Raw genomic sequence first — 26,277 nt, forward strand, 5'->3', positions numbered from 1 at the left:
GGAATTCACGAGTATTTGCTGCAAACGTACCCATACTGTAAATTTCCGTCTTATATAAAAAAACTGCCACTCCTATTTCAAGAAAAACAGAGTGACAGTTACTTAAATCTCAGTTATTGGATTGTATGAATAGTTTCATTGCGTGAATTTGGCCTATATGATTGGTTTCGTGCAAGACTACAAAATTAATGAATTCACCCGCTGTTTCCATTCCGTTGAAAGGCTGTGCTGTTTTTTCTGTCAATCGTTCTTCCGGAATTTCAAGAAGTCGATCAAGTTGCTCATGCAACTGTTGCTTTAATACTTCAACGGTAGGTACGTCCCCGGTCCAGTCCGCTGGTTTTGAACCATATCCGAATAGCTGGCTGTAATTCGCTGGCAAATTGCTGCTGGAGTTCAATAAAAATTTTTCCGCTGCAGTTAGGACATGTCCAATGTGCCAATGGATTGTATTATTAAAACCTGCAGGCTGCACATCCATTAACTCTGGATTGATTCCCTCGATTTCTTTTAAAAGATTGCCGCGCATGGCTGTCAGTTGATTTTTAACATAATTCATTTTACATTCCCCTTTCAAACTTGTTTTTCTTACCGCACTCATGAAAATTATAGCAAGGGTATTTCAATATTATCAAATTTTAGATAAGCCTTTTCAAAAGGGGATGGCCTATCAAGTTACAATTTTAAGGCTTGTAATTGTCAGATAATTTGAAGGGAAGGTATTTTCAATTTGTGAGGACCTCTAGGGGGATCCAATTTTTTATCGTAAATGTTAGTAAAGGGAAAGGCGGTGTTTTATGGAAATGAGTTTATTGCTTGTTTAGCGATTGGGTTTGCATTAGGCATCAAGCCTGCTCTGGAACCGAATCATATCATTGCCCTTTCTGCGATTGCGAGCTAAAGCAAGAAAATATGGAAATCTTCACTTGCAGGCGTATTTTGGGGAAGCGGGCATCTCCTTATTCTTTTGGTGTTCGGTGTCATCCTGATCCTTTTGAAAAACGAAATTCCAGAAGCTTGGGCAATGTCAAACGAAGCGGCATGACCATACAGGACGGGCTACATAACTGAAATCGATGTTAGTGGGAATTGTCCACGGACTTGCAGGCTGTGCTGCAATGCTCCTTCTCACTTTAAGTACGATAGATGCTGCGTGGCAGGGTGAGATCTACAATTATCATATTTGGTATAGGTACTTGCATAGGCATGCTTTTGTTCACGACGATTTTAAGCATTCCCTTTGTCACAAGCTCTTCCTCCAAAAAAGTCAATCGGTTACTCATCCGATTGACAGGTGTGCTAAGCACGCTTTTAGGAATCTATTATATGTACAATCTGGGCATCAACGAGGAACTATTTTCTGTATGGTTTGGTTGAAAGCAGGACATATACCCAAGGGATAAGGTTTAAGAACCCTCAAGTCATAAATTTGAGGGTTTTTTTACTTTTAATAAATCGACAAACAATCCTATTACTCTTTTGCATGCACTAGTATAATGAGAAATATTGGATAATTAATCCATTAGGGTATGAGGAGATGACAAATAATGAAAAGGAAACCGCTCCTGGTTGCACTTTGCTTATCATCAATAACGTTAGCTTCAGGTTGTACAGCAAAGCAAGAACATATTTCCCTCCAAAAATATGAAGGTACAAACTACAAATTCGAAGCATATAAACAAAAGATAGAAATGGGGAAAACAGAAAAAACAAAAGAAATAGTAAAGAATGCTGATTGGGAAGAAATCACATTGGAGAAGGATCATCCTAAGGCGGACTTCATCTTTTATTTTAATGATGAAAAAAGCGAAGGTAAAATAGCTGTATATTATGTTTGGGTTAATCCTGAAGAAAATATTGTAGAATTGACGAAGGATGAACATAGCCAGTATGTACAGTTAAATAGAAAGGATTCTGAAACTATTTTAAGGCTTCTGCATTAATGAAAAGGAGGAGAAAGGCAACTCCTGTACTTTCAAAAACCTCCAGACAAGCATTTAGAATTCACATGGATTTTTATGGGGAAAATTTCTTTATCTAATGGAAAAATGGTGGAAGTTGAATGTTTAAGCTGTGCTCTGATAAGTGGGGAAGTAGAAGCCGAGGGTGGCGTAATAGTCGCATTGAAGGTTTAGTGATATTAGCATCTAAACGACATATTAAGTGCTTTGATGATTTAAATGAACGAGAAAAGGTTGATTACATAAACTTATTGACCAAGATTAGAAAAGCTCAAAGGGAAGTATTGGGGTCAAACACGTTTATTATTTCTACAATGAGGATACTACTCACCATTTTCATGCTTGGATGGTTCCTCGATATGAATGGATGTACGAGTTTGGACGTTCGGTAGAATCAGTTAGACCGGTTTTGCTGCATGGAAAAAACAGCTTGAATGATGGTGGAAATTTAAAAAGTGTAACGGATGGAATCGAGGCATAAAAAAAGAATTAAACCGTTAGCCCTTCCAGTTCCAAAGAAACAGATGAGTGATTTCCTATACAAAAATCTATAATAATGTTTGATAACACCCTGTTTAAAAAAGGTGAAAGAAACCGGAATTCCATAGAAGCCCGGTTTCTTTCATCTGCTCAGGCTGAATCAGTCTTCTTATTCGTTGTCCTCAATAGTGGCATTGTGCAACAACGGAAAGAGCCACCGGACTTGATGATTTCGCTTATATCGACTTCAATGATTTCGTACCCGCGTTCACGAAGCTGACTATTCACGTGTTTATTACATGGTAGACTGAATAATTTTTTATTCCCAATTGAAAGCACGTTGGTACCTAATGTGAATTGTTCTTCTTTAGTCACTTCAATCAAGTCATAACGTGAAGCTAATAAATCCATCTCTTTTTTTGTAAAGGACTCCGGAAAAATAAGTGCCTCTGTCGGTGATATGATATTGAAAACACAATCTAAATGAAGGAATGTTTCAATGAATGGAACCGCGATGACATCGTATTCCGGTAATATGGTTTGAAGATGCTTGACGGATGATTCATCCGTTCTTTCACTTATTCCAATATAGATGGTCTTTCCGTCAATAAGGACATCCCCGCCCTCAATATGATTTTTGAGGAGGTTGAAATATGAGATACCATTCGTTTCGAGCCAGGATTTCAATATTTGTTCTTCACCCTGCCTGATACCTGTTGCCAGCTCAGCTACGTAAACGGTATTGCCGAGAGTGAAACCGATATCCCTCGTGAAAACTTGTTCTGGATATGTAAATTGAGGCGTAAGTTTTATGACTTCAATCCCTTCATGTTCAAGAGCCTTTGTAAATTGGGCATGCTGCTCCAATGCAAGTGTTTGATCGATATTTTCTTCTTGAAACTCTTTTTGAGTTTCGTTAATGATCTCCCGGATTTCCATATAACGTGGTTCACAGACGATCACCCGTGATAGCTTTGAATATTCACTCGAGCAATAAGCTTCCAGTTCTTCGTTTATTTTGTTTACCATAAATGAGCTCCTTCTAAATATAATTGTATCTTTACTATTTCCTCCTTTTTCTAGAAAGAAACATAAAAAATATGCCATGGAACTGCACCGCTAAATTTGGATGGTTTAAAAAAACTTCTCAGATTACGCTCCTAATAAATGATCCCGGTATAAGCGGGTTATATCCTTCCAATTCGAAGAAAGTTTTTGCTAAAGGCTGTTTTCGCATACTTTGTTGCTATTTACCAAGTAAAGCGGTGTGGTTGATTTCCCCTCCAGATGCTCGCTTTCCGAGGGGCGGGCGGTGAGCCTCCTCGGCGTGAACGCCTGTGGGGTCTCACCTGTCCCGCTGCTCCCGCAGGAGTCTCGCAATCCGCTCCAATCAACCTTAAATCGTTTCGTTTTAAAAACAACAATCTTTACGAAAAGAGCCTTGCTAAAAAAAACATTCCAGTTGTTTTCAGAAATCCGCTCCCTTTCCGAATCCCTCTCTGTCGTCAAACTGATTTTAAAATTTCATCTAGATTAAGCCGGCTTCAAAATAATCGTAAACGGTACCTAGGGAAAAAGGATTATTTTTTTTCTGGTCGAATATATAATGAGGATGCTTTTAATATAAGGGGGAGATTGTAATGATGGATACTCCATTGATCATGACTCAAATCATTGAAAGAGCTGAAAAATATTTTCCGAAGAAAGAGGTAGTTTCGCGTACGGATGGTGGAATTCACACATTTACATATGCTGAGATTGCTGAGCGTACAAGAAGGCTGACCAGTAACCTTGAAAAATTCGGTATTCAAACAGGTGACCGTATTGGAACACTTGCCTGGAACCATCATCGGCATTTAGAAGCTTATTTTGCGATTCCTTGTCATGGTGCTGTCCTACATACAATCAATATGCGTCTGTCTCCTCAACATGTTTCTTATATCGTCAATAGTGCGGAGGATCGATTATTATTGATAGACCCGGATGTCATCCCCCTTTTGGAAGCAATTAAAGATGAGTTAACGACAGTGGAAGGTTATATCATAATGACGGATAAAGATGAGCTGCCTGAAACGACCCTTTCACCTATTTATCATTATGAAAAATTATTAGCCGAAGGGAATCCGAAACAGCCATTCATTCAAACCTTGGATGAAAATGCACCTGCCGGCATATGTTATACTTCCGCCACGACCGGGAATCCAAAAGGTGTGGTTTATTCACATCGCGGAATTTTGTTGCATGCGATTGCACTGGGGCTTGCCGATTCTACAGCATTAAGCGAACGTGATGTGGCGCTTCCTGTCGTGCCGATGTTTCATGTGAATGCCTGGGGCATGCCTTTTGCCAGTGTTTGGTTTGGAACGAAGATGGTTTTGCCGGGACCTTATTTCACCCCAAAGATTTTGGCTGAGCTTATAGAAACGGAGAAGGTTACAATCGCAGCAGGGGTTCCGACGATATGGCTGGGCTTATTGAAGGAGCTAGAAGAAGGCAGCCATGATACGAGCAGCATTCGTGCTGTTTTATGCGGAGGGTCGGCTGCTCCGAAAAGCATGATTAAAACCTTTGAACAAAAGTATGGGATACCATTCCTGCATGCCTATGGAATGACTGAAACAAGTCCGCTAGTATTTGTATCCAAACCAAAAAGTTATCAGGAAGATCTCCCAGAAGAAGAACTTTATGAGTTGAAGGCCAAGCAGGGCCTTGTTTCACCAATGATAGAAATTAAAGTGATCGGTCAGGGTGGCGAAGTGAAGCCTGATGGAAAGGAAATGGGCGAATTGCTGATCAGGGGTCCTTGGATAGCCAATAAGTATTTTAAGGATGAGCGGTCAGAGGATACGTTTAAAGAAGGCTGGCTGTATACGGGGGATGTTGTCACGATTGATGAAGAAGGATTCGTGAAAATCGTCGACCGGACCAAGGACTTGATAAAAAGCGGCGGTGAGTGGATATCTTCCGTAGATATAGAGAATGCATTAATGGCCCATGAAGGAATTTTTGAGGCGGCGGTAATTGCAGTGCCTCATGAAAAATGGCAAGAACGGCCGATTGCCTGTGTTGTTTTGAAGGACGCATACAAGGGTCAAGTGTCCCAGGAGGGCATCATCGAATTTTTAAAGCCGCAGTTTGCAAAATGGTGGCTTCCGGATGAAGTGGTCTTTTTGGATGAAATCCCGAAAACGGGTGTTGGGAAGTTCTTGAAAAGGGCATTGCGTGATCAGCTTCAAGATAAATATCTCAATAAATAATGCTATATTTGTTTAATTATAACATTTCTACCTATTCAGTTAATGGAAGAAAAATATATAATAGATTAATAGAACGAAAGAGGAGGAAATAAATTGAGTATAGAATCGACATCACCTGCTGGAACTGTTTTAATCACATATTCGGACAGGACGGCTACTGTTGCAATGAACCGTCCAGAGGCCATGAATGCCTTAAATCCGAAGATGCTGCATGATTTCGTTAATGCCCTTAAGGAAGTGAGTGAGAATGATGAAGTGGACGTCGTCATTTTAAAAGGGAATGGGAAAGCATTTTCCGCAGGTGGTGACATTAAGATGATGCTCTCGTCTGGAAAAGAAAACGCTTTCGATGAACTGATGGATGGAATCAGTGAATTGGTGACCACTCTATACTTCATGCCTAAATTGACAATCAGTGCCATTCATGGTGCGGCTGCAGGGCTTGGGTTGAGTATAGCTCTTGCAACCGATCACCTTATTGCCGATTCGGACAGTAAGGTTGCGATGAATTTTATCGGGATTGGATTAATCCCTGATGGCGGCGGACACTTTTTCCTTGAACGCCGTCTTGGTGAAGTGGGTGCGAAAGAATTGATCTGGGAAGGTAAAGTGCTTACAGCACTTGAAGCAAAAGAAAAGGGTCTCATTCATGAAGTGGCAGAAGGAACCTTGGAAAATGCGGTAGAGAAGAAAGTGCAATCATGGCTGCAAAGCCCGGTTCAGGCCATGATTAAAACGAAAAAGATCCTTAGTGAAAAAAATCGCCCACTATTAATTAAGATCCTTGAGATTGAAAAAGCTGCTCAGATGAAAATGCGCCAAACAGCGGACCACCAAGAGGGAATAAAAGCTTTCGTGGAAAAAAGAAAACCGAACTTCATCGGAAAATGAATGAGAAAGGCCGTCACTTTCTAGTGACGGCCTCTGTTTGTAGACAAATGGGATTCGGAAAACTTTTCTTTCATCAACGATGTTCCTGAACCAACTGAACCAAAGTAAAACCTTCAACTCCTCGAGTATGGTTTCTATATAAAGATTGTAACAAAGTTGAATGGAGCGGGTGCCCTGTAGCAGAAATCAACGTCCAAATTGTATAAGCATAAAAAAACGCAGGCAAACTTGAGTTTCATTGAGTTTATCTACAGTCTGGGGGGCGGTCATGATATGTAACCGCCTTTTTTATATAAGGAATGTGTGGAAAACTTGATCATATTTTTCGGTGATTGCGCTTCCATTTCCAATCAGCGATGAAAAAGCAATAAAGCGCCTGAAGGTGATGTACAGCGATGTGTTCGATCTTGATAGTTTTTTTCCTTTAATAGATTTTGTCCCAATTCTTTTGCTTGTTCATCATTCTCGGCTGTAAATGATTCATCCAATAGTTTTTCCCCTGACGGTTCAAAAACGGTTAATTTGTATATTCTGCTCATTTTCAAAAACTCCCTTGTCAATAATGATGCTGTCTTTTATCTGAAGATAGGTACTGTTATACAAATTTTATCATTATCTGTCAATTTTGACTATTGTTATGTAAGGGAATGTATTAAGACAGGGAATATTGATAAGTAGCTGAATATCTAGAAAAATGATGGAAAATATCTAAATCGAACTAATTTTATGGTTTCTTCTTTTAAGTTTGGAAACAATGAAAACAAAACCTATTTATACTAGAGGAATTCTCTCTTTAAAAGGAAAAATCATAAATGATATAATAAACCTGAGTAAAAGGTAGGAAGTGTATGGATCGAAGGGGGATTTTTTGAATGACGGTAAAAATCGTTAATAATATCACTGAATTGATAGGGGATACACCTGTTGTAAGGATTAATCATTTAACGGCGGAGGGTGACGCTGATGTATTTGTGAAACTTGAATATTTCAATCCGAGCCGCAGCGTAAAAGATCGGGCTGCCTTCAACTTAATTAGGCAGGCAGAATTGGATGGTATCATTCAATCCGGGGCCACGATCATAGAACCAACATCAGGGAATACAGGAATTGGGCTTGCTATGAATGCCGCGGCAAAGGGGTATCGGGCCATTATGGTCATGCCGGATAATATGTCGAAAGAAAGAATCAATATCTTAAAGGCATACGGAGCGGAAGTTGTCCTAACCCCTGCATCAGAGCGGATGCCTGGAGCCATTCGTAAAGCTGAGGAACTTGCAGCGGAGATTCCTAATAGCTTTATTCCGCAGCAATTCGAGAACCAAGCCAATCCTGATATTCACAGAGTGACGACAGCAGTCGAGATTCTGGATCAGATGGATGGAAACCTGGATGTGTTTGTCGCTACTGCTGGAACGGGAGGAACGATAACCGGTACAGGTGAAGCCTTAAAAGAACATCTGCCGGAGTTAAAGGTTGTCGTTGTCGAGCCTAAGGGTTCCCCAGTTCTTTCCGGCGGAAAGCCTGGTCCCCATAAATTAGTGGGTACGAGCCCTGGTTTTATCCCCAACATTTTAAATACAGAGGTATTTGATGAGATCGTTCAAGCGGCAGATGAAGATGCGATTTCCACCATGAAGGATTTGGCCTCGAAGGAAGGTATATTGATTGGACCTTCAGGAGGTGCCTCTGTCTGGACCGCCCTGCAGGAAGCCCGTCGTCTTGGAAGTGGCAAACGAGTATTATGCATTGCACCGGATAATGGTGAACGATATTTAAGTATGGATATTTTTAAATGAAGAAAAAGACCGAATGCCGTGCATGAAACAATGTTCACGCCATTCGGTCTTTTTCCTGTTGAAATTGACAATACTGGAATAACCAGGTACATGATGCCGTATTAAAATAATAATGTATGGGAAAGTATGTTCTGTTTGTGTTAGAATTAAATGTTGAAAGAAATCGAGGTGATACTTTTGAGCGGTTTGAAGTTCATTCATGCGGCGGATCTCCATTTGGATAGTCCCTTTTCAGGGTTGAAGGATATGCCGTCATCTATATTAAAGGAATTAAGGGACAGTCCGTTTAAAGCTTTTAAAACTATCATTAATGAAGCAATTTCCCATCAGGTTGACTTTATCGTGTTATCGGGGGATCTATTTGATGGGGAAAATCGGAGTCTCCGGACACAGGTCCGCTTTCGAGCCGAAATGGAAAAACTCCAGCAGCATCAGATCCCTGCTTATATCATTCATGGTAACCATGATCATCTCGGCGGCTCATGGATCTCTGTGGGGCTGCCGGATAATGTCCACGTATTTTCAGGGAAAACCGAAGTGAAAAGGTTTGAAAAAATCGATGGGACGACTGTCCACCTTTATGGATTCAGTTATCCACGCCGTCACGTAAGGGAGAGAATGATCGAAACCTACATAAAAGCTGAAGGGGCCGATTATCATATAGGTCTGCTTCATGGGAACTTGGAAGGCAATTCCGAACATAGCCCATACGCCCCTTTTTCATTGAAGGAACTAGCTGCTAAAGATTTCGATTATTGGGCATTAGGCCATATTCATAAACATCAGGTAGTTTCAGAAGATCCACTAGTGATATACCCAGGGAATATTCAAGGCAGGAACAGAAAGGAGTCCGGCATTAAAGGGTGCTTGCTTGTTGAATTCGACGGGGACATGAAGCGTCATTCTTTTATTGAAACCTCTGAGGTGATATGGGAAAGCGAAACAATTGAAATATCCGCGGAAGGTGGATTTGATGCCCTGTTCAAGCAATGCAAGGAAGTAATCGAACAGAAGGGTTTCGATGGGAGAAACTTTCTTTTGGAATTGAAGCTGGATGCAGGTGACGCAGCAGGTCCTTCCGGGGATTATCTTGAAGAATTGACCCGGATCTTGCAGGAAGAGGACCAAGGGGAACCATTTATCTGGGTGTATAAAATCAAAGTCATCCAGTCCATGCCGATGATTAGGTCAAATGAAAGAATATCGCCCTTTATGGCTGAGGTATCGATGCTTGCATCTGAATTTGATGATACGGATGCTGCCCTGGCCCCGCTTTATATTCATCCGGGTGCAAGACGGTTTCTTGATTCAATAGGTCCGGAAGAGCAGAGGGAACTTTTGGATGAAGCGGAAAGATGGCTTTTGCAAGTTTTTGAAGCGAATAAATGAATGTAGGGAGGAGGAACGGATTTGATTATTAAAGACCTCCATGTTTATGGTTACGGCAAACTCGAAAATCAGCGTTTTCCTGAATTGGGACAGCTGCAGGTTTTCTTTGGGGAAAATGAATCGGGCAAGTCAACCATCATGTCCTTCATTCATAGTATGCTGTTTGGTTTTCCGACAAAGGTTCAAAACGAACCGCGTTACGAGCCCAAAATGCATGCCAAATATGGGGGAAGGCTCAGTCTCATAACAAAAAATGAAGGGGAAATCGTCATTGAGCGTGTGAAGGGAAAGGCTACTGGTGATGTAAAATTGACCTTCGAGGATGGAAGGGTCGGCGGCGAGGAAGAATTGAATGAGATTCTCCACGGCGTTGATAAAAACTATTACCAAGCCATTTTTTCTTTCGACCTTCAAGGTCTGCAGGGATTACATACATTAAGTGAAGGGACCATGAGCAAATATCTGCTTTCAGCTGGGCTGATTGGGAATGATAAACTTCTTGAAGCCGAAACGAAATTGCAAAAGGAGCTCGATTTAAGGTTCAAGCCTTCAGGCCAAAAACCTTTACTGAATGTGAGATTGAAAGAACTTAAGGAATTGCAGAAAAAGGTGAAAGCATCGGAAGAAGAACAGCAGTCATATACGGCATTACTTCAGGAAGAAGCAAAACTTAAGGAGGAGCTCTCTAAAGTCACGATGGATATTCAAGAGATTGAAGAGGACCTTGTAAACGTGAGCACTTTTTTGCGAATTAAACCCTTGGTTGAAGAACAGCGGGAACTTGAAACAGAATTAAGTGAAATTCCGGAGGTGAGTTTTCCTGTTGATGGCTTAAAAAGACTTGAACAGTTTCAGGCAGTTGGAATGCCCATGAAAGCCCAGCTTGCGGCATTGACTGAGAAGATGGACAAACTTGAGGTAAAACTCACGGAAATCGAAATCAATCCGTTCATCAAGGAGCATAAAGAGCAGATTGAACATGCAATCGATCAAGGAACATTGCTGGAGAAGCTTGAGCTGGATATAAGAAAAGCGGAACACGAAAGGCTGTTGGAAGAAAAGAATATTGAAAAGGTGAAGCAGGAATTATTCTTGGATGTTTCTGATGATGAAATAAGAAAACTGGATATCAGTACATTCATGAAGGAAAAGGTGAAAAGGGCCGAGAGGGAAAAGCATCAACTCCAAAATGATAAAAAACAGCTTGATGAGAAATATGGACTGCAAAAGGATAGTCTGGAAACTACAGAATCCCGCTTGAAGGAGATAAAGGCCCAGTTACTCCCAGATGAAAAAAGAATCGAGCTGGAGTCTTTATACAACAAGCAGAATAACATCGAATTTGAAGCGGCACAATCCCTTATTCTTGATGAACAAATACTCGAGCTTGAAAAGCAACTGGCTTTACAGAGGAAGAAGGAAGCGCATAATCGCAAGCGTTCACTTATCATGAATGGCAGTTTGATAGTACTTCTTTGTTTAGGTGCGATCGGAAGTTATTTCAGTGAACAGATTTTGTTGGGGATTATACTTCTAGCCATGGCTGTTCTGTTTGCCGTTTCCAGGCATCTCTTTAAAGGTGATGATATATTGTCCGGATATATCAGGCAAATGGATGAGATGAAAAGGAAAAGGGCAGCAATTGGCAGTGAAACTAATCGAGTGAGTGATGGAGAGTCGATGGGTAGGTTGCTTGAAATGGACCAACGTCTTCAAAGGCGGTTTGAAAGTGAAATGTTTAAATATGAAGAAAGGGAGGAAGCGTTTGAATCGACCATTCAGGAATATGCTACTTGGGAAGCTAGCAGGGACCGATTGGATAAAGAAGTGAGAAGCCTCTTAAGCGGTTGGGGCCTGTCTTATCCCGGAATGGAAATCAATCTTGAATCTGTATTTGAACTTCTTGAGAAGTGGAAGGAAGCCGTTGATAGGAAATATGAAGCAATCAAGATGCACAATTTTCTGCATGCAGAGTTTGAGGGTAAATCGAAGGCTTTATTTCATTTTGCACACAGCCTTGATTTTGAACCATCCACATGGCGGGAAGCGATTGGCCTATTGAAACGGGAAATGAATAAAGCGGTTGAATACTCCGTTCAACTAATACAATGGATGCAGGAACGTAGTCATTTGACGAACGAAATCGAGAAGTTGACGTTGGAAAAAGGCTATCTTGATTCAGAAATGGAAATGCTTTTTAAGTTAGCGAAGGTCAAGGACGAGGAAGAGTTCAGGCAAGACGCTGCATTGTCCGAAAAGAAAATTGCTTTACAAAAACAGCTCGATTTGATCACCATACAAATTGGGCAATCCAGAATGCTGCCTGAACAAATCCAAACTTACTTAAAACAGGGGATCAACACGTATACTTTTGAAAATTTAGAACGGAAACGTAAGGATTCAGTAAAGGTGAAATCACTTTTATTAGAGAAACAGGCGGATGCGAAGCATAAGATAAAACAGCTTGAAGTTTCAGGGATTTATGATGACTTACTTCATCGTTTTTATGAGGAAAAAGCTGCATTTAACGAAGAGGCGAAGGAATGGGCGAAATTGGCAATAGCCAAAAGCTTATTGAATAAAACCTTGGACCGATATAAAAGGGAACGCCTACCGAAGGTCATCGCTGATGCAGAGCGGCATTTTTCCTTTTTAACGAATGGAAGCTATCATAAAATCATCCTTGATCAGTCGGGAGAAGGCATATGGGTACAGCGCAGTGATGGTTTGAGTTTCAGGGTTGAAGAGGTCAGCCGCGGGACAGCAGAGCAAATTTATGTTTCCCTAAGGCTCGCACTTGCTGATCATACTTTTGAAAATGATTCATTTCCTCTCATCATTGATGATAGTTTCGTCAATTTTGATGCGGAAAGGACAAAACGGATGCTCAAGTTATTGGAAAAAGTTTCGGAAAAACGGCAAATTTTATTTTTTACTTGTCACCGATATATAATGGAGTACTTTAGAGAAAACCAAGTGATTCGTCTATCCAGCCCCGTATTGCGCCAAGATATGAATGATTTGATCATCCCGAAATATAATGGGTTATAAACTATAAATAAAGAGAGTGAAGTCATTGAAAATGAATGAGTTTGTAAGTCACCATGATTCTTCTTTGGAGCTAATAATCGAAAAGGAGTTTCCTGGCGAACGATGTGTTGGGGGAAAATATTCTGCCAAAGGACATAGCATCACTTTATATGAGAGAGATATCGAAATTCAGTGTGAACGCTACCTAGGCTCGCTTGAAAGGCTTGAGGAATATTCATGGGTGATCCTCACACATGAGTTGGGCCACGCATTGGATCCCGAACTTGCTGTGCTTAGTGAGGAGCTATACACTACAGGAAAATCAGAAATCCTTTATCAAATAGAGGTCAATGCATGGAGTATTGCAGAAGGATTAATTCCTTTCACCTTTCAGGATTTATTTACCTTCATTAGGGATGAATCCTTGGAACATTGTACAAATCGCCTGCTGGTCGGTTAAAAGGCTCTCCATATGGAGGGCCTTTTTTATTTTCCGCTAAATGGAGCTTGGAAATTCCGATACGGTTTGTGCCGAGGGGGAGAATGGACTAATGAATCGTTCGGAAGATACAGGAAGTGGTAAATGGTATGGCATGTTAATATAATGTACCGATTTTTTACATTAATGTTTCCAAAGGAAGCTTCATATCTTTAAAGGGGTATTCACTTTAATGAATCGTTTAAGAGGAATGGGACATGGATTTTTTGGTTTATATTTTTTTAAAAGATTGACAGTGAGAATCATTTTCATTAAACTAGTATTATTAGACTAAAAGGGGAGTATTTTAATGCGACCAGCTATTAACACACAGTCTTTATCGCTCGGTTATGGTGAAAAATTAATTATAAATGATATGAATATAGAAATACCCAAAGGGGAGATCACCGTATTCATCGGTGCTAATGGATGTGGAAAATCAACACTGCTAAGGTCGGTTGCCCGATTGTTAAAACCTCAATCCGGCTCAGTTTTACTCGAAGGCAAAGCGATTTCGACCATGTCATCGAAGGATGTAGCAAGAAAGATGGCGATTCTTCCACAATCCCCGGTTGCTCCTGAAGGACTTACAGTCTATCAACTTGTTAAACAAGGAAGATATCCTTATCAAAGTTGGTTGAAACAGTGGAGTTCCGTGGATGAAGAAAAAGTTCAAAAGGCGATTGAAGCAACGAACCTGACCGGTTTAAAGGATCAGGCAGTCGATGAATTATCGGGAGGCCAGAAGCAAAGGGCATGGATAGCAATGACGCTGGCTCAGGATACGGACGTCATTTTGTTGGATGAACCGACTACATATCTTGATATGACCCACCAAATCGAGATTCTGGACTTATTGTTCGACTTGAATGAGTTTGAGAACCGAACGATCGTGATGGTGCTTCATGATTTGAATTTAGCTTGCCGTTATGCGGATAATCTGGTGGCACTTAAAGATGGGGCGATACATGCTCAAGGCCGGCCAGAGGATATCATCACTCCTGAATTGGTACGGCATGTATTCAGCATGGAATGTCAAATTTCTTTTGATCCAATTTTCGGCAGTCCCATGTGTGTCCCGTTTGGTAAAGGCCGCTACGCCCAAGGTCAGTTAAAAGCGCTGGCCAATGCATAACCTAACACCTGCTATTGAAAAAGAGCTGCAGGGATATCGCATTTCCTTTCGAGATGAAGCCAAAGTTTCCAAGACCTTCAATCATGCTGATGAGCTTATTCAGTATGCACAGGCCCGGACCGGTGCTGAAACGTCAAGGATAGCAATTTCAATGTGGTTCAGACGCTATGCTTTTTTTGTCACGGCACAATTCTACATGTTCAGCAAACATCGGCTTATCTGGGAAGGCACACTTCAGGAAATTGGCGTTTTGGATGATCCAGAAGGTGAACATTGGCTCCCGAACTTTTTGCTGAAAACTAACCGGTGGAGCAATGTCACGGAAAAGGAAAGCACATCTGCCCTCCATTCCATATTAAGCAGCTTTGGCGCTGATGCCATTCGCTTCTTTTCCGGAACTGTTAAAATATCCAAACTAGTGCTCTGGGAAAATATTTGGAGTTATACGGTATGGATGTATAGTGAGTTATTGAAGCAGGCAGATATAAAGACGCGAGTTGAAAAGGACATTGAAATGCTGCTTGAAGATGAGGTATGGCTTAATATTGAAAAGCATTCGCCTTTTAAACGATTCATTGGGGAAAAAAGTGTTCCGGCTTCCATGAATCCTTATAAACGGGTGACATGCTGTTTATATTACCGAATTGAGGGTCAGGAAAAATGTGCGTATTGTCCGAACAAAAACTATTGAAATAGATTTGATTGGGGAGCCAGGCTTGGGGTCAAGCCTGGTTTTCTTGTGGAGTGATAAGGGACGGTCAGCTTAGGCCTTTTCTGGTCCATTGTCCATCACTTATTAACGAAAACTAAACGCACTAACGAGATTGGTATGTTATAATGTTGATATTTAATTGAACGGAGGCAGTCGCATGGGAAATGGGATCATACACTACGGAATTGGTGAAGTAGTAGATATATATATGTACATTAAAACGAGTACAAAAGCGGTAGCAAGTAATGGAAAGCCATTTTTAACATTGATTTTATGCGATAAAACCGGGGAGATCGAGGCAAAGCTATGGGATGTTTCCGAGGCTGATGAAAAAACATACAGTGCGGAAGCTACGGTGAAAGTTCAAGGGGAAGTCCAGAATTATCGAGGACGCAGCCAATTGAAAATCCGTAATATCAGAATTACTTCAGACACTGATGGGGTAACGAAAGCCGATTTAATCCAAACGGCCCCTATAAGTCAGGAAGAAATGATGGAAACCATCACTCAATTCATTTTTGAAATGAGGAATCCGAATATCCAAAGGGTGACTAGGCATCTCATAAAAAAATATCAGAATGAATTCCTGACGTTTCCTGCTGCCACCAAGAACCATCATGAGTATATGTCGGGTCTGGCTTATCACGTTGTTTCGATGCTAGGGCTGGCTAAGGCCATATCAACACTATATCCTTCCCTCAATAAGGATCTTTTGTATGCAGGCGTCATTCTCCATGACCTTGGAAAGGTACATGAGCTATCTGGACCTGTTTCGACTGTTTATACAGTTGAAGGGAACTTGTTGGGGCATATCACCATCATGGTAAATGAAGTCGGCAAAGCTGCAGAGGAATTGGGCATTGAAGCGGAAGAAATCATGATTCTCAAGCACTTGATATTAAGCCACCATGGTAAAGCTGAGTGGGGCAGTCCAAAACCGCCAATGGTTAGGGAAGCGGAAGTGCTGCATTATATTGATAATATGGATGCCAAGATAAATATGATGGACCGGGCATTGGAAAAAGTGAAACCGGGTGAATTTACGGAAAGAGTCTTCGCGCTCGATAATCGTTCATTCTATAAACCAACATTTTAATGAAATATGTTTCTTTCTCGAAGGAGAAAGAAGCATATTTTTTTTGTTCACGCATATTCTCTAGTAAATGAATAGTAGATTTTTTGGGAGGGAATGGACATGCCAATTTGGATCTGGTTCGTGTTTATTGGGATAATTGTCAGTGCAGTCATGTCAATTTGGACAGCTAGGCAGGAACGCCTCATAGATGATGCTTGGATTGAGAAGGAAGGTCAGAAGTACATTGAACGCATGGAAGAAGAGCGCGAGAGGCGTAAAAAGGATATAAATCCGGGGGCATGACTCGAATGATGAAAAAAAAGCGACAGGCAAACCCTGACGCTTTTTTCTATTCAATTATTTTTCAGCATTGGTTGTGTCACCAGAAGTGATGGCATCTTTTAGATCTTTATCTTTAATCTTCACGTCAGCTTTTTTGACTTCTGAATTCAAAATATCCTGAACTTTAGTTTGGTCAATTTGAGCGACTTTCAAATCATATTCAAGATCTTTTTTCATATCTTTGTATGATTTCTTTTCTTTTGTATCAAGAAGTTGGATGATGTGGTAGCCATAATCGGATTTAATCGGCTTGCTGATTTCATCTTTCTTCATTTTGTAAGCTTGTTCTTCAAATGCAGGAACCATTTCACCTTGTCCGAACCAGCCTAGCTCGCCGCCTTTTTCAGCTGTGCCTGTGTCTGTTGAATATTCTTTTGCAAGTTTAGCGAAATCTTCGCCTTTGTCCAATTTAGCTTTAACTTCGTTGGCTGTTTTTTGGTCTTTCACTAGAATATGTCTCGCTTTGATTTGTGGTTTATAGTCTTCATAAGCTTTTTTCACATCAGCTTCTTTAACCTTTATATCGGCAACGGCTGCTTTTTCTTGAAGCATGCCGATTTTAAGTGCACGTTTAAGATCATCTTCGCTCTTATATCCGGAAGAGGCCAGGGCCGTTTCGAAATTTTCGCCCATTTGCTCTTTAAGTTCGTCCGTTTTAGCTTTAACTTCTTTATCGGTTACTGTGTATTTTTCAGAAAGAACTTTTTCATAAACAAGTTCCTGAAGAACGGTTTCACCATAACGGTCTTTCATTACATTGTAAAATTCTTCTTTAGTTATATCCCCCGCTTTAGTTTCCACGACTGCTTCCTTATCACTGTTGCATGCTGTAAGTCCGATCAGCCCTGCAGTAACAGCAATCGATAATGCCCACTTCTTCATAAAAACAACTCCTAGTTTTAAGTTTCTGGTTTGCTATTTTTCGTATTTCCACAAAATTAACTATAACATATTCTGGTTGCTTTACAAAAAATAATATATTGGTGCATGAATAAGATTTTTTTGAAAAATGGGTGTACGCCTACCCAGATAATAAAACATTACATATGATAAATCGAGGACAACAAAAGGGGGTAGGAAAATGAGTAATGGATTTAACGGAGGTTTCGCCTTGTTAGTGGTGTTATTCATATTATTAATAATTGTAGGATCAGCCTGTTTCTAATCGGCTGCAAAATTAATAATGGAAAGAGCCCACTCCTTTTGTCATGGAGTTGAATAGGATAGGGTAGCCGCTCAACAAAAAGACGAAGTGAATATCAAGCCTAGAAAGAATGGATTCCTTTTGGCGGATTTAAGGGTGTGCATGAAATTACAATTACTTAAGAATGGAAAGGAGGAAGATCAATGTCTGGAGGAATAGGTGGAGGCTTTGCTCTAATTGTCGTTCTTTTCATCCTGTTAATCATCATTGGAGCTTCTTGGTGCTAAGCTCATAAACAAAAGGCGAAGCTGCTGCTTCGCCCTTTTTCTTTATGTGGATAATGCCCCGGGTATCATCAATGTATGTAACAAATGATGGCCATCATTTGTTGCTCATCTCTACGTATACAAAATTTCAATATAGGAGGATAATAACATAATAGTAATTAATACATTAATGGTCCTGAATACTTTAGGCTGCCGGTCTTCAGCAATTTCCTTTTGAATGCATAAAGAGTTAGTCATTCTATTAATATTATAAAGGATCAAAATAGCAACAATAATAAACCAGAACGAGATCAAAACCTAAAATCCCTCCTTGCAAAACATCATGTATAAATACGATACCAAATTATAATGAAAAAAGATACCTAAAAATCTTATTGGACATCATTATGAATGAATAAGAAATCACTTTTGAATAAGTATATCGTATCCTTCGAGATGTTCCTCGATAAAAGAATGCCTTGGGGAACCAATCAGGTTTTTTATATAAATAAAATCCGATACGCATAATCCGGTGTGCAGGGATAATAAAATAGTGAAATAATGAATGTAATGTGGAAAACTAAGGGCACAACCAATCAATATGATAGACATAATGACGAAAGGCAACACAAGGGTCAAAAGATAAAGATGCTTTCGAATCGGAACATGTACATTGACTCTGCATGTAAGCACAAGGTTCCACTTCAAGGACCAAGAAGTTTTTACTTTTTTACATAATAATCGTAAAGGTAAATAGTGTAATAGTTTGTGAACAGGATATAATAAGAGCAATAGGCTAAAAAATACCATTGTTTGATCGCCATACAAAATAACATGCGTTAAAAGGACACTTAATAATGTATAGATCAGAACAAAAGACAACAATATAGTAAAAACTGAAAAAAAGATCAGACGGCAACTGCCATATTGTTTTGCCACGTCAATTGTTTTCCACGAATTCATTTCGAAATCAGCCCTCCAAAGCTGTTTTAATATACTTACATACATTACGATGAATGGGTGGAAAAAGCAATGAAATTCTTGGATTAACTTTAAGATAAAATCACGATGGTGTGTAGGCGAGCTAAGGGCGTTTAAGGCCAGGTTTTGAACCAGGGATCTGACGGATTACTTAGCGTGAAAAATCAAAAATTGGTTATATGCCTTTTATGATAAATTGAATGATCGATTGGGGATAATTGATGTATGAAAAATATAAATGAAGAAATAGAAATACTCCGTTTTCATCAACGGCTTTTATTAAACCTGATACGCAATCCGGAGGCCAAGTTGGACTATCTATTTGTGGAAAAAAATTTCACGAAGAAGGAAGCGGAAGAGTTATTGGCTACATGTGATATCTTGAGCAAACGCTATGAAATAGAAAAAGCGGAAGGGTATATGAACTTTCGACCGCTTTTTAATCAATTTGAAAGAAAAATCAATCCAAAAATAACCATAAAGGAATGCATTGATGCATGCCTCTCACAAGGTTTATATGTATCATTCATGAAGGAAATGGATAGAGTATGAGATTAAACTGGCTCAGTTTCTTTCTCTATCTTTTTTTTTGTGATTTTACCCTCCACGTCAGTAAACTCCTGATCAATGTTATCGAAGGATCGTTCAAAGATTTGCATGAAATCTTCACCGTAGATATTACGGATGATGGCCATCATTTCTATCATATCCGGAAACTTGCCATATAGCTCACGCAGTGGAAGTGCACCTGAGAAAGCAGAGTTCTTGCTTGGGTCGTATGTCTCCATTAAATCAAGAAGAATTTTTTCACCTTCCACTGTGATCTCTATATACGTATTCCTTTTGTCATTTTCTTTTTTGGAAAATGTTAAGTATCCGCGTTCCTCTAATTTTTTTGAAAAGTTAAATGCCGTAGAAACATGCATGACCCCAAATTTTGCAACATCAGAAATGGAAGAGCCATTAAGATGGTAGGCAATCCAAAGAATATGATGCTCATTGATATTTAAATCATAGGGCTTGATCCATTGCTGCCAATCTTTTTCAATCGATTTCCATAATGCTTTGCTTAATTGTGCAATTCGTTGACTAAAAATCATTGCTTCTTTCATAGAATAATTTTTATTCTGCATATTATGGGCTCACCTACTTATAAGATTCTATATATTTATTATGACAATAAAATAAAAATTAATAAAGAAAAATATTTGCAAAATTTTTAGAAAATTTTAGTTTTTTAATGAATTCTCCATTCTTCTCCAATAAACCATGTAATTTATTGGGAAAAATGGAGAATCAAGTTTGTGTGACGATGTCAGCTATTAATTTTTAGAAGAAGGGGTGGCCGCTTCCAATTCTTTCAATGAATTTTCAATTTCTTGAACGTTCTTCAATAATTCATTTTTATTGGGTTCGATTTCCCGCTTCCAGCTCTCGATGACGACCTGAACATCCGAAATGAACGTTTTTACCGTTTCTTTGCTGATTTGTGAAGCTTCCATCGTGTCATCTTTAATATTTAGCATTTTTACCTTTAACTCATCAATTGTATTCTTAATTTCTTCGGTATTCGTTTTGATGCGGTTCCGTAGGTCTTTACCTGAACTTGGTGTTGAAAGTAAGGTTGCCGCACCAGCTACTACTGTTCCGGTCAAAAAGCCAATTAGTAATGATTTTGCTTTCATTAGGATCACCTCATTTTATAATATGTTTTCGCTTTACATGGTCTGAATCCCTGCTGAAAAAAGCATCAATTGGAAATTATGATAAATAGGGAGAGAAATACTATTGATATCAAAATACCATAATTTTCATCCTTATGGAAGAGAATCGACCATTTTATCTTTATATCACAAAAATATTTTTTTAAACTTAGAGAGTAAATATATAATATTTAAAAATAACTTGAAGCTTTATTAATAATGCTTCATATAAAGGGAAGAGCAGCATATAGATAATAAAAACGAGCTGTCGGAACATGGATGGCACTGGTGGGTAAAGAATGAAAATCATTTTTTTATTAGGTCTGGTATGCGTGTGCGGAATGGGGTATTTTCTAAGGCAAGCGAAAACTCCTGGCATCTATCCACCTAAGAGGGTGCTCCAGGCCAGAGCCTTCGCTATGGGCCTCCCCGGGGTTTTACTGCTTTTCATTTGGTTTATGTGGATATTGATTCAATGACTGACGAAGGATGATTCTGACTAGATTTCCAGATTCATAAGATTGGAAAAAAAGCACCGGATATTCCGGTGCTTTTTTAGGTATGATGATCCTGCTGCTTAAGCATTAATGGGTATATTTGATTTTCTTACGATGCCGTTCACAATTGGATAAATGATGACCATCGCAACTGTATTTAACAGTACGGCAGGAAGTACAACAGCGCCGAAAAGTGCAACGAAAGGCCCTGGAAGGGAAACGATATAATAAGCCGAACCAAGGAAGACAGCGCCGGAAATCATTGTTCCTACGGCAGTCAAGATACTAACGGTGACAACGGATGTTGAAAACTTCTTAAGACTGATGAATAAAAGGTAAAACAGAAAGGCTGTTGCCAATTTGTCTATGATATTTGGAATCTGTCCACCAGGAAATGTAGTTGTCATGGCAGAGATGGCTCCAGCAGCCAGGGCGACAATGAAAACATTCTTCTTCGCAGGAAACAGGGTAATCGCCAAAAACATCATCAACAGCATCATATCCGGTTTCATTCCAAGGAAGAATCCAGGTACGATAAAATGCAGGGCAGCCCCAATCCCGATTAATAGGGACAGTGACACAAGGGTTTTCGTTTTCATTTACTCATCTCTCCTATTCTCATCTCAACTAACATCTTTTCTTCAACAATGCACTATTGCCTGTTGCAAGAAGTTTAAAATAGTATATCATAAGACCTATTTTTTTAGAAGTTATATTTGTTTGAATTAAAGGATTTGAGCTTCCTTCGCTTTATACGATTCCTGAAATTTCTTCATGAAATCCGCAAGGTCCTGGCAATGGGATAGAGGGACAGCATTATAGATGGATGCTCTGCAGCCACCGATGGAACGGTGACCGTTCAGTCCTACGAATCCGGCTTGCTTTGCCTCTTTAAGGAATTGTACTTCAGCTTCTTCGGATGGGAGCGTGAACGTCACATTCATTAATGAACGGCTGTCCGGCAGGGCATGGCCTTTATAAAAACCATCGCTGCCGTCGATGGCATCATAAATGACTTTTGCCTTTTCTTCATTGGCTTCAGCAATCTTTTCCACGCCGCCCTGATCTTTTGCCCAATCCAACACAAGGGACAATAAGTAAATGGCCAATGTCGGAGGAGTGTTGTATAAAGAGTTATTTTTAGAAAAGATAGAATAGTTCATCATGGATGGGATTTTGTCATTATCCGTAATTAAATCTTTACGGATGATAACGACCGTGATTCCCGATGGACCCAGATTCTTTTGTGCACCTGCATAGATGATGCCGAATTTACTAACATCAATCTTTTTACTGAGAATATCACTTGACATATCAGCTACTAAAGGAATGCCACCTGTTTCTGGGAATTCCTTCCATTGCGTTCCGTAAATCGTATTATTGCTTGTGATATGAAGATATGCAGCATCATCATTCAATTGGATGTCTTCGACTTTAGGGATGAACGTATATTTTTCATCTTTGGATGAAGCGACAACAGCGGTTTCACCAACCTTTTTGGCCTCTTTTAAAGCCTTTTCCGACCAAGAACCAGTTAGGACATAATCTGCCCTTTTCCCATCATTCAAAATGTTCATGGGAATCATGGAAAATTGTAGGCTTGCTCCTCCTTGAAGCAGGAGAACTTCATAATTTTCAGGAATTTCCAAGAGGTCTTTTAATGATTGAATGGCATGGTTATGAATCTTTTCGAATTCCGAACTTCTATGGCTTAATTCCATGACCGACATACCGGAATCCTCAATATTCAACCATTCGTTTTGGGCTCTTTGTAAAACTTCTAAGGGAAGGGCGGCTGGCCCAGCGTTAAAATTGCGTGCACGTTTCAATTTTTTTCCTCCTATGCGACTATGTGATAAAGTATTTGAGACTATTCATATATCCTACCAGAAAACTAAATTCAATAGGAGGAAAATTTAGAATTTTAGGTGACAATTCGTATTAATGATGGGCCAATGCAAAAAGGTCCTTCACTTTGAGTGAGGACCAAATCGGAATCATTGTTTTTTCATGCAACCATCGTGAGCTAACGTTCAATTGCCGATTCTTTTAAAAAGATATAACGAGAGGAAAAAGAAACCTTCATAGGCCATCACGTTCTCATTTTAAATGCTGTGCAATGGAGTCTGCGATTTGTTTCAGGTTATCCGGTGTATAGTCGCTGGTATTCGTTTTCCAAACAGCCCCAAAGCCGTCCCCTTCACCATGCCGAGGAATTAAATGCATATGAAAATGGAAAACGGACTGTCCTGCGGCTTCACCGTTATTATTTAAAAGGTTCAGGCCTACAGGTTGGAATTCCTGTTTCATGGCGCGGGCAATTTCCGGCACCACTTCAAAAAGGTTCTTGGCAATCTCGGGTGTCAACTCATAAAGATTTTCCTTATGTACTTTAGGTATTACCAGCGTATGCCCTTTTGTTACTTGACTGATATCGAGAAAGGCCAATACATGTTCATTTTCGAAAACTTTGGAACTTGGGATTTCCCCATTGATTATTTTGCAAAAAATGCAATCACTCATTAAAAACGCCCCTTTAGATGTTAATGTATTTGGTTAATCGTACCATAGCTTGAATCCTTGAGAAAAGGAAAAATCATAAAAACAGGATGCAACATAAGTTGCACCCTGCCTGTTGAAAAAGGGGGTTTTGCTTCAAAATTCGCATTAGCATAAATTCTCTGCGACAAACACCTCATCTACATTTTAGTAAAGTATGGTTATTATCTGATTAGAGATTTTCCATTCAAAGCAACCATCTCCTATATCTTTAAAGTTTCATCAACTTTCAAAGCATAATTGATAATTATTGAATGATTTTTCTGCTTTTACGTGCAAGAGAACCATCTCCTTGCTCGAAACGATTTTTTTAATGAAGCTTCTGGTTTAATTCAGTTATACGTCTTTAACTGACACCTCATTTACAATATGATGTGAATCATTTGTAATAAAACATTTGGGTATTTCAGTGTAATACGTCTTTAACTGACACCTCATTTACTATATGATGTGAATCACACGTAATGACTAACCCCTTCTTCCTTATTTATGATGACCACTAAGCAGGGAAAATATAATTAGTTATTTATGGAAATTTAGTTCAAGGGACACTCGACTATATAAAAGCAGGAGAATTTGATAAAATGGAAATAAGAACCTCTATATAGAAAGGATCGTTTATATGTCCTTATTGGAAATAAAGCAATTAGTGGGCGGATATACGAAAATGCCCGTTTTAAAGGGAATAAGTTTTGACATTCAACCAAATGAGCTAGTGGGGTTAATTGGGCTCAATGGGGCTGGGAAAAGTACGACGATTAAACATATCATCGGACTCATGGAGCCGAAAGGCGGAAGCGTCTCGATTCATGGTAAAACTCTTGCCCAGGACCCGGATACATATCGTAAACAATTCACTTATGTTCCAGAAACGCCCATCTTGTATGACGAGCTTACACTTGAGGAGCATTTAAAGCTTACGGCCATGGCACATGGTTTGGCGGAAGCCACATATAAAGAAAGGATGGACGTTCTATTAAAGGAATTCCATATGGAAAAAAGGCTTAAATGGTTTCCGGCCCATTTCTCAAAAGGAATGAAGCAAAAGGTCATGATAATGTGCGCCTTTTTAGTACAGCCGTCTTTATATATCGTCGACGAACCCTTCGTAGGTCTTGATCCATTAGGCATTCAATCCCTGCTCGATTTGATGAGGAAAATGAAAGAAAGCGGAGCGGGAATTTTAATGTCTACACACATACTGGCGACAGCCGAGAGGTATTGTGATTCTTTCATCATACTGCATAATGGAGAGATCCGGGCAAAAGGCGACCTTGAGCAGCTTAGGGAACAATTTTCCATGCCGGGGGCAACTCTTGACGATTTATATATTCAATTGACGAAAGAAGAAATCGGTCATGAATAGTCAAAATCTCTGGAAGGAAAGATATTTAGGCTATATAAATGAAACGCAAAGATATCTGCGCTATATTTTTAATGGCCATCTTGTTTTTGTCATGGTATTGGTTCTTGGTGGTTTGGCCTATTATTACAGTGATTGGGTGAAGACCTTAGACAGTGATTTCCCTGCTGAATTGATCATGGCCTTTGTTTTATCGATCATTGTGACCAGAAGCCCGATAAATACTTTTTTGAAAGAACCTGATACGGTATTCCTGCTTCCCCTTGAAACGAAGTTGAGAAGCTATTTCAAGAATTCACTGATATTAAGTTGGGTCATGCAGGGATTTATTCTTCTGGTTGTCCTCGTTGCATCTATACCGATGTATTCGAAGGTTACGGGTGCAGGAGGTACGGACCTTGGAATGATCCTGGTCGTTTTGCTTATTTTGAAATTCTTGAATTTGACCATGCGCTGGCAGGTGTTGAAATATCAGGATACATCAGTGAGCCATTGGGACTCTCTCATCCGCTTTTTACTTAATGGAGTGATTCTTTATTTCATCTGTTCAAGGGCAAATATACTGTTTGCACTTATAACATTTTTATTATTGTTAGGACTTTACATGTATTACCGAAGCGCAACTAAAGGGTTTGTTCTTAAGTGGGAACGGCTGGTGGAACTGGAAAACAAGAGGATGAATTCTTTTTATAGAATAGCGAACATGTTTACTGATGTTCCCCATTTGAAAGGGAAGGTAGCAAGAAGGAAATGGATGGACTGGCTATTATCATTCATACCTTATGGTGAAAAATCAACGTATACCTATCTTTACGCCCGTACCCTGTTGAGATCGAATGATTATGTGGGACTTTGTTTTCGCTTGACTATCATTGGGTCAGTGATTTTAAGTGTATTCACTAACATATGGGCACATTTGATTGTAACCTTCATGTTCCTATTCATGACAGCCCTGCAACTGCTGCCGGTTTGGAAGGCTCATGAATGGAAGGTATGGGTCTCATTGTATCCATTGCCAGCAAAAATGAGAGAATCTGCAGTCATAAGGCTAATTTCCTATTTCTTATTGTTTGAGGACCTTATTTTCGGTTTGGTCCTGCTAGTGAAAGGGGAATGGATGTCCGCTTTAGCCGTCTTGGCAATGGGGCTTGTTTTCTTGCTCGGTTTTAAAATTTATGCAGCAAAGAAAATTAAAAACTTTTAATCAGAAGCTGATTT

Annotated in this window: 27 protein-coding genes; 16 read left to right on the plus strand and 11 right to left on the minus strand. The window is 39.7% G+C overall.

Annotation, left to right across the window (positions count from 1 at the left end; translation table 11 throughout):
* Positions 1–109: 109 nt before the first annotated feature.
* Positions 110–559 carry a DinB family protein gene (locus tag QNH43_RS05665; RefSeq protein WP_283917111.1) on the minus strand — a complete coding sequence of 150 codons (450 nt, stop codon included), beginning with the start codon at positions 557–559 and terminating at the stop codon, positions 110–112.
* 988 nt (positions 560–1,547) lie between these two features.
* Here QNH43_RS05665 and QNH43_RS05675 point away from each other — a divergent pair.
* The gene (locus QNH43_RS05675) at positions 1,548–1,943 is read left to right on the plus strand and encodes a hypothetical protein (protein ID WP_283917112.1); all 396 of its coding nucleotides are present in this window, start codon (positions 1,548–1,550) and stop codon (positions 1,941–1,943) included.
* Positions 1,944–2,591: 648 nt separating this feature from the next.
* Here the strand turns inward: QNH43_RS05675 and QNH43_RS05685 are convergent.
* Positions 2,592–3,470: a dimethylarginine dimethylaminohydrolase family protein gene (locus QNH43_RS05685; RefSeq protein ID WP_283917113.1), complete on the minus strand. Its 879-nt coding sequence runs from the start codon at positions 3,468–3,470 to the stop codon at positions 2,592–2,594.
* A gap of 611 nt (positions 3,471–4,081) precedes the next feature.
* On the opposite strand from QNH43_RS05685, the gene QNH43_RS05690 reads away from it, so the two are divergent.
* Positions 4,082–5,698: a long-chain fatty acid--CoA ligase gene (locus tag QNH43_RS05690; protein WP_283917114.1), complete on the plus strand. Its 1,617-nt coding sequence runs from the start codon at positions 4,082–4,084 to the stop codon at positions 5,696–5,698.
* Between the two features lie 93 nt (positions 5,699–5,791).
* Positions 5,792–6,589 (plus strand): enoyl-CoA hydratase, encoded by a 798-nt coding sequence (locus QNH43_RS05695; protein ID WP_081395555.1) that lies wholly within the window; start codon positions 5,792–5,794, stop codon positions 6,587–6,589.
* Positions 6,590–6,939: 350 nt separating this feature from the next.
* On the opposite strand, the gene QNH43_RS05700 is transcribed toward QNH43_RS05695, so the two are convergent.
* A complete protein-coding gene (locus QNH43_RS05700; protein ID WP_034314725.1) occupies positions 6,940–7,128 on the minus strand; it encodes a YhzD family protein in 189 nt (62 codons plus the stop codon).
* Positions 7,129–7,461: 333 nt separating this feature from the next.
* On the opposite strand from QNH43_RS05700, the gene cysK reads away from it, so the two are divergent.
* From cysK to QNH43_RS05740, 8 genes are all read left to right on the plus strand, one after another.
* Positions 7,462–8,385, plus strand: a complete 924-nt coding sequence (gene cysK / locus QNH43_RS05705) for a cysteine synthase A (protein WP_076367305.1) — start codon at positions 7,462–7,464, stop codon at positions 8,383–8,385.
* Positions 8,386–8,562: 177 nt separating this feature from the next.
* Positions 8,563–9,774 carry a metallophosphoesterase family protein gene (locus QNH43_RS05710; RefSeq protein WP_283917115.1) on the plus strand — a complete coding sequence of 404 codons (1,212 nt, stop codon included), beginning with the start codon at positions 8,563–8,565 and terminating at the stop codon, positions 9,772–9,774.
* A gap of 21 nt (positions 9,775–9,795) precedes the next feature.
* Complete coding sequence (locus QNH43_RS05715; RefSeq protein WP_283917116.1) at positions 9,796–12,825, plus strand: ATP-binding protein; 3,030 nt, start codon at positions 9,796–9,798, stop codon at positions 12,823–12,825.
* A gap of 31 nt (positions 12,826–12,856) precedes the next feature.
* A complete protein-coding gene (locus QNH43_RS05720; RefSeq protein ID WP_283917117.1) occupies positions 12,857–13,264 on the plus strand; it encodes a hypothetical protein in 408 nt (135 codons plus the stop codon).
* Positions 13,265–13,592: 328 nt separating this feature from the next.
* Entirely contained in the window at positions 13,593–14,417 is an 825-nt protein-coding gene (locus tag QNH43_RS05725) for an ABC transporter ATP-binding protein (RefSeq protein ID WP_076367298.1), read from the plus strand.
* Positions 14,410–15,108 (plus strand): (2Fe-2S)-binding protein, encoded by a 699-nt coding sequence (locus QNH43_RS05730; protein ID WP_283917118.1) that lies wholly within the window; start codon positions 14,410–14,412, stop codon positions 15,106–15,108. The genes QNH43_RS05725 and QNH43_RS05730 overlap by 8 nt, the downstream gene beginning before the upstream one ends.
* Positions 15,109–15,286: 178 nt before the next feature.
* A complete protein-coding gene (gene yhaM / locus QNH43_RS05735; RefSeq protein WP_192203634.1) occupies positions 15,287–16,225 on the plus strand; it encodes a 3'-5' exoribonuclease YhaM in 939 nt (312 codons plus the stop codon).
* 99 nt (positions 16,226–16,324) lie between these two features.
* A complete protein-coding gene (locus tag QNH43_RS05740; RefSeq protein WP_427641786.1) occupies positions 16,325–16,507 on the plus strand; it encodes a sporulation YhaL family protein in 183 nt (60 codons plus the stop codon).
* 54 nt (positions 16,508–16,561) lie between these two features.
* On the opposite strand, the gene QNH43_RS05745 is transcribed toward QNH43_RS05740, so the two are convergent.
* Positions 16,562–17,428, minus strand: coding sequence for a peptidylprolyl isomerase (locus tag QNH43_RS05745; protein ID WP_283917120.1), 867 nt, complete (start codon positions 17,426–17,428; stop codon positions 16,562–16,564).
* Positions 17,429–17,627: 199 nt separating this feature from the next.
* On the opposite strand from QNH43_RS05745, the gene QNH43_RS05750 reads away from it, so the two are divergent.
* Positions 17,628–17,711 carry a YjcZ family sporulation protein gene (locus QNH43_RS05750; protein ID WP_076367290.1) on the plus strand — a complete coding sequence of 28 codons (84 nt, stop codon included), beginning with the start codon at positions 17,628–17,630 and terminating at the stop codon, positions 17,709–17,711.
* Between the two features lie 182 nt (positions 17,712–17,893).
* Positions 17,894–17,977, plus strand: a complete 84-nt coding sequence (locus QNH43_RS05755) for a YjcZ family sporulation protein (protein WP_076367288.1) — start codon at positions 17,894–17,896, stop codon at positions 17,975–17,977.
* Positions 17,978–18,088: 111 nt separating this feature from the next.
* Here the strand turns inward: QNH43_RS05755 and QNH43_RS05760 are convergent, their stop codons facing one another.
* The gene (locus tag QNH43_RS05760; RefSeq protein WP_057912502.1) at positions 18,089–18,271 is read right to left on the minus strand and encodes a hypothetical protein; all 183 of its coding nucleotides are present in this window, start codon (positions 18,269–18,271) and stop codon (positions 18,089–18,091) included.
* Between the two features lie 108 nt (positions 18,272–18,379).
* Positions 18,380–18,964: a DUF3267 domain-containing protein gene (locus QNH43_RS27715; protein ID WP_434060154.1), complete on the minus strand. Its 585-nt coding sequence runs from the start codon at positions 18,962–18,964 to the stop codon at positions 18,380–18,382.
* Positions 18,965–19,162: 198 nt separating this feature from the next.
* Between QNH43_RS27715 and QNH43_RS05765 the strand changes: the two genes are divergently transcribed.
* Positions 19,163–19,489, plus strand: coding sequence for a DUF1878 family protein (locus tag QNH43_RS05765; RefSeq protein ID WP_283917121.1), 327 nt, complete (start codon positions 19,163–19,165; stop codon positions 19,487–19,489).
* Positions 19,490–19,491: 2 nt separating this feature from the next.
* On the opposite strand, the gene QNH43_RS05770 is transcribed toward QNH43_RS05765, so the two are convergent.
* From QNH43_RS05770 to QNH43_RS05790, 5 genes are all read right to left on the minus strand, one after another.
* Positions 19,492–20,070, minus strand: a complete 579-nt coding sequence (locus tag QNH43_RS05770) for an HTH-type transcriptional regulator Hpr (RefSeq protein WP_283917122.1) — start codon at positions 20,068–20,070, stop codon at positions 19,492–19,494.
* Between the two features lie 189 nt (positions 20,071–20,259).
* Positions 20,260–20,622, minus strand: coding sequence for a YtxH domain-containing protein (locus QNH43_RS05775; protein WP_076367280.1), 363 nt, complete (start codon positions 20,620–20,622; stop codon positions 20,260–20,262).
* Positions 20,623–21,217: 595 nt separating this feature from the next.
* Positions 21,218–21,736 carry a tryptophan transporter gene (locus QNH43_RS05780; protein WP_076367276.1) on the minus strand — a complete coding sequence of 173 codons (519 nt, stop codon included), beginning with the start codon at positions 21,734–21,736 and terminating at the stop codon, positions 21,218–21,220.
* Between the two features lie 126 nt (positions 21,737–21,862).
* The gene (gene serC, locus QNH43_RS05785) at positions 21,863–22,966 is read right to left on the minus strand and encodes a 3-phosphoserine/phosphohydroxythreonine transaminase (RefSeq protein WP_283917123.1); all 1,104 of its coding nucleotides are present in this window, start codon (positions 22,964–22,966) and stop codon (positions 21,863–21,865) included.
* Positions 22,967–23,237: 271 nt separating this feature from the next.
* A complete protein-coding gene (locus tag QNH43_RS05790) occupies positions 23,238–23,660 on the minus strand; it encodes an HIT family protein (RefSeq protein ID WP_283917124.1) in 423 nt (140 codons plus the stop codon).
* 658 nt (positions 23,661–24,318) lie between these two features.
* Between QNH43_RS05790 and QNH43_RS05795 the strand changes: the two genes are divergently transcribed.
* Both QNH43_RS05795 and QNH43_RS05800 read left to right on the plus strand, forming a co-directional pair.
* Positions 24,319–25,062, plus strand: coding sequence for an ABC transporter ATP-binding protein (locus QNH43_RS05795; protein WP_283917125.1), 744 nt, complete (start codon positions 24,319–24,321; stop codon positions 25,060–25,062).
* On the plus strand, positions 25,055–26,263 hold the full coding sequence (locus tag QNH43_RS05800) for an ABC transporter permease (protein ID WP_283917126.1): 1,209 nt from the start codon (positions 25,055–25,057) through the stop codon (positions 26,261–26,263). Before QNH43_RS05795 ends, QNH43_RS05800 begins: the two co-directional genes overlap by 8 nt.
* Positions 26,264–26,277: the final 14 nt, after the last annotated feature.

Origin of the sequence: Peribacillus simplex (assembly GCF_030123325.1) — a bacterium.
Taxonomy (GTDB): Bacteria; Bacillota; Bacilli; order Bacillales; family DSM-1321; genus Peribacillus; species Peribacillus simplex_D.